Source organism: Pseudomonas sp. PS02303, assembly GCF_029959925.1.
In the GTDB taxonomy this organism is placed as follows: Bacteria; Pseudomonadota; Gammaproteobacteria; order Pseudomonadales; family Pseudomonadaceae; genus Aquipseudomonas; species Aquipseudomonas mandelii.
The window spans coordinates 1-4,375 of sequence record NZ_JASCOM010000365.1; the positions used below are offsets into that span (position 1 = coordinate 1).

Annotated in this window: 3 protein-coding genes; 1 reads left to right on the forward strand and 2 read right to left on the reverse strand. The window is 60.7% G+C overall.

Annotated elements, in window-relative coordinates; genetic code table 11:
• Window positions 1-96 precede the first annotated feature (96 nt).
• Both QMX98_RS32605 and rimO read right to left on the reverse strand, forming a co-directional pair.
• Window positions 97-570, reverse strand: coding sequence for an acetyltransferase (locus QMX98_RS32605; protein ID WP_010462685.1), 474 nt, complete (start codon window positions 568-570; stop codon window positions 97-99).
• Window positions 571-683: 113 nt separating this feature from the next.
• Window positions 684-2,021: a 30S ribosomal protein S12 methylthiotransferase RimO gene (rimO, locus tag QMX98_RS32610; protein ID WP_221108551.1), complete on the reverse strand. Its 1,338-nt coding sequence runs from the start codon at window positions 2,019-2,021 to the stop codon at window positions 684-686.
• 289 nt (window positions 2,022-2,310) lie between these two features.
• Between rimO and QMX98_RS32615 the strand changes: the two genes are divergently transcribed.
• Entirely contained in the window at window positions 2,311-4,212 is a 1,902-nt protein-coding gene (locus QMX98_RS32615; protein WP_077748352.1) for a potassium transporter Kup, read from the forward strand.
• Window positions 4,213-4,375 lie beyond the last annotated feature (163 nt).

Genomic DNA, 4,375 nt, shown 5'->3' on the forward strand with positions numbered 1-4,375 from the left:
AGCCTGCTCGCGAAAGCGTCTTCAGCTTCAACTTCAATGTCGATTGATAGACCGCTTTCGCGAGCAGGCTCGCTTCCACAAGGGTTTCATGTTGTGTCAGCCGTTGCGGGTCTTTTGTTGCGCCTGGCGCAAACGCATGTGCAGCAACGGATAAGGCTGGCCCATGCCATCGACCTCCGAACGACCAATCACCTCGAACCCCTGCTTGAAGTAAAACCCCAAGGCCTGCGGGTTCTGCTCGTTGACGTCCAGCTCGTTGGCGTTCAGGTGTTCCATGGCGTAACGCAGCAACTGCTTGCCCAAACCCTGACCCCGGTGGGCCGGGTCGATGAAGAGCATCTCTATCTTGCCCGCCGCCACCCCGGCAAACCCGGTGATGCGCTGGCGCGAGTCCTTGGTGCAGATCAGCATCACCGCGTCGAGGTAGCGGGTCAGCACCAGGTTCTTCAGCAATTCAATGTAGCTGTCCGGCAGAAAGTCATGGGTGGCGCGCACCGAAGCTTCCCAGACTTGTGTGAGTTCTTCGTAGTCGCTCTGTTTCGGCGTGTGGATGACCGAATGTTGGCGCATGGCCGGTTGCCCCTTTTACCGTGGAGTGTGCGAGTCCTTTCTTCCACAAAACGATAGACCTAAAAAAGCCCCGCATCTCGTCAAGAGAGCAGGGCTTTTCGTATTTTTTGCGTTTAGATCTGTTCAGCCCACAGGTCGTATTCGTCGGCGTCGGTCACTTTGCACCAGACCTTGTCGCCTGGCTTGAGGTTGCTGCCGTTGTCGATGAACACGTTGCCGTCGATTTCCGGGGCATCGAAGAAGCAGCGGCCAACGGCGCCTTGCTCGTCGACTTCGTCCACCAGCACTTCGATTTCACGGCCGACGCGCATTTGCAGGCGCGCCGAGCTGATGGCCTGCTGGTGCGCCATGAAGCGGTCCCAACGGTCTTGCTTGACGTCGTCCGGCACGATGGCCGCGTCCAGCAGGTTGGCCGGTGCGCCTTCGACTGGCGAGTACTGGAAGCAGCCGACGCGGTCGAGTTGCGCTTCGGTCAGCCAGTTCAGCAGGTACTGGAAGTCTTCTTCGGTTTCGCCGGGGAAGCCAACGATGAAGGTCGAACGGATGATCAGGTCCGGGCAGATCTCGCGCCAGTTCTTGATGCGCGCCAGGGTCTTGTCTTCGAAGGCCGGGCGTTTCATGGCTTTCAGGACTTTCGGGCTGGCGTGCTGGAACGGGATGTCCAGGTACGGCAGGATTTTCCCGGCGGCCATCAGCGGGATCAGCTCGTCGACGTGCGGGTACGGGTAAACGTAGTGCAAGCGGACCCAGACGCCGAGGGAGCTCAGGGCTTCGCAGAGTTCGGTCATGCGGGTTTTCACCGGCGCGCCGTTCCAGAAACCGGTGCGGTATTTCACGTCGACGCCGTAGGCGCTGGTGTCTTGCGAGATCACTAGCAGCTCCTTGACGCCGGCCTTGACCAGGCGCTGGGCTTCGTCGAGCACGTCACCGACCGGACGGCTGACCAGCTTGCCGCGCATCGACGGGATGATGCAGAAGCTGCAACTGTGGTTGCAGCCTTCGGAAATCTTCAGGTAGGCGTAGTGGCGCGGGGTCAGCTTGATGCCTTGCGGCGGCACCAGGTCGATCAGCGGGTTGTGATCCTGGCGTGGCGGCACGGCGTCGTGCACGGCGTTGACCACTTGCTCGTACTGCTGCGGACCGGTCACGGCCAGCACGCTCGGGTGCACCTTGCGGATGTTGCCTTCTTCGACGCCCATGCAGCCGGTCACGATGACCTTGCCGTTTTCCTTGATGGCTTCGCCGATCACTTCCAGGGACTCAGCCTTGGCCGAGTCGATGAAACCGCAAGTGTTGACCACCACGACATCGGCGTCCTCGTAAGTGGACACGACGTCATAGCCTTCCATGCGCAGCTGGGTAAGGATGCGCTCGGAGTCGACCAGTGCTTTTGGGCAACCCAGGGATACGAAGCCAACTTTTGGATTGGCCGGCGCAGGAGTGGTGGACATGTCTAACCTCGGTATTTGGGACGCCTCCAGCCGAAGACGGCAAGGCGACAGACGGGCGCTATGTTGCGCCTCTGGTCAAAAAGTGCGCAATTCTAGCGATGAGACGCGCACTTGACCAGCTTTATGCAGGGAAATACGACGAGTGCTGCGCTATGCTTCGCGCCTTTACGCTTTACCGATTTTTTACAGTCAATGAAACGTCTGTAACGTCATGTAAAACAGCGCATGCTGCACGGCAAAGCATAGTGCTTCTTATAAGAAGTCCGGGTCTGAGTAGTAGGAGTTTTGGATGGGGCAGGCAAGTAGTCAGGCAGCGGGTGCCGAGCATTCGGCGGCAAAGCCGATCGGCATGCTGGTCGCGGCGGTCGGGGTGGTTTATGGCGATATCGGCACGAGCCCGCTGTACACCCTCAAAGAAGTGTTTTCCGGGGGCTATGGCGTACCGGTCAACCATGACGGCGTGTTGGGCATCCTGGCGCTGATCTTCTGGTCGCTGATCTGGGTCGTCTCGATCAAATACATGATGTTCGTGCTGCGTGCCGACAACCAGGGCGAAGGCGGGATCATGGCCTTGACCGCGCTGGCCCGGCGAGCAGCAGCGGGGCATCCGAAGTTGCGGGCGTTGCTGGTGGTGTGTGGGTTGATCGGTGCGGCGCTGTTCTATGGCGACAGCATGATCACCCCGGCGATTTCCGTGCTCTCGGCGATTGAAGGCCTGGGGCTGGCGTTCGAAGGCATCGACCATTGGGTGGTGCCACTGTCCTTGGTCGTGCTGGTGGCGCTGTTCCTGATTCAGAGCCACGGCACCGCGCGCATCGGCATTCTGTTCGGGCCGATCATGGTCACCTGGTTTGTGGCGCTCGGTGCACTGGGTGTCCACGGCATCTTGCAGCACCCGGAAGTGTTGCAAGCGCTGAACCCGGTCTGGGGCGTGCGTTTCTTCACCCAGCATCCGGGCATGGGCGTGGCGATCCTCGGCGCGGTGGTGCTGGCGTTGACCGGTGCCGAAGCGCTGTACGCCGACATGGGCCACTTCGGGCGCAAGCCGATTGCCCGTGCGTGGTTCATCCTCGTGCTGCCGGCGCTGGTGCTGAACTATTTCGGTCAGGGCGCCTTGCTGCTCGGTGATCCGGAAGCCGCTCGCAATCCGTTCTACCTGTTGGCGCCAAGCTGGGCGTTGCTTCCATTGGTGGGATTGTCGACGATGGCCACGGTGATTGCCTCGCAAGCGGTCATCTCCGGCGCGTTCTCCCTGACTCGTCAGGCGATCCAGCTCGGCTACATTCCGCGCATGCACATCCGCCACACCTCCAGCGCCGAGCAGGGCCAGATCTACATCGGTGCGGTGAACTGGGCATTGATGGTCGGCGTGATCCTGTTGGTGCTGGGCTTCGAGTCCTCAGGCGCCCTGGCCTCGGCCTACGGCGTGGCGGTGACCGGCACGATGCTGATGACCACCATCCTAGTGTCGGCGGTAATATTGCTGCTGTGGAAATGGCCGCCGGTGCTCGCTGTTCCGCTGTTGCTCGGCTTCTTGTTGGTGGACGGTCTGTACTTTGCCGCCAACGTGCCGAAAATCATTCAGGGCGGGGCGTTCCCGGTAATCGCCGGTATCGCGCTGTTCGTGCTGATGACCACCTGGAAACGCGGCAAACAACTGCTGGTGGAGCGCATGGACGAAGGCGGTCTGCCCCTGCCGATTTTCATCAGCAGTATCGCCGTGCAACCGCCGCATCGCGTGCAGGGTACCGCCGTGTTCCTGACCGCACGCCCGGATGCCGTACCGCACGCGCTGTTGCACAACCTGCTGCATAACCAGGTACTGCACGAGCAAGTGGTGCTGTTGACGGTGGTCTACGAAGACATCCCGCGGGTACCGTCGAGCCGACGCTTCGAAGTCGATTCCTACGGCGAAGGGTTCTTCCGGGTGATCCTGCACTTCGGCTTCGTCGACGAGCCGGACGTGCCGCAAGCACTGAAACTGTGCCATCTCGATGACCTCGACTTCAGCCCGATGCGCACCACCTACTTCCTCAGCCGCGAGACGGTGATCGCCTCCAAACTCGAAGGCATGGCCCGTTGGCGCGAGGCGCTGTTCGCCTTCATGTTGAGGAATGCCAATGGCAATTTGCGCTTCTTCAATCTGCCGCTGAACCGGGTGATTGAGCTGGGTACTCAGGTCGAGATGTAAGCCCCCCATTGAAAAGCCCCCGTTGCCAGTGCGGCAGCGGGGGCTTTTTTGTGCCTGGAATCTCGCCCTGAAGGCCAAGAAGGTCCCTTGTGGGAGCGAGCCTGCTCGCGAAAGCGGTGTATCAGCCAACCTTGATAGTGGCTGACACGACGCCTTCGCGAGC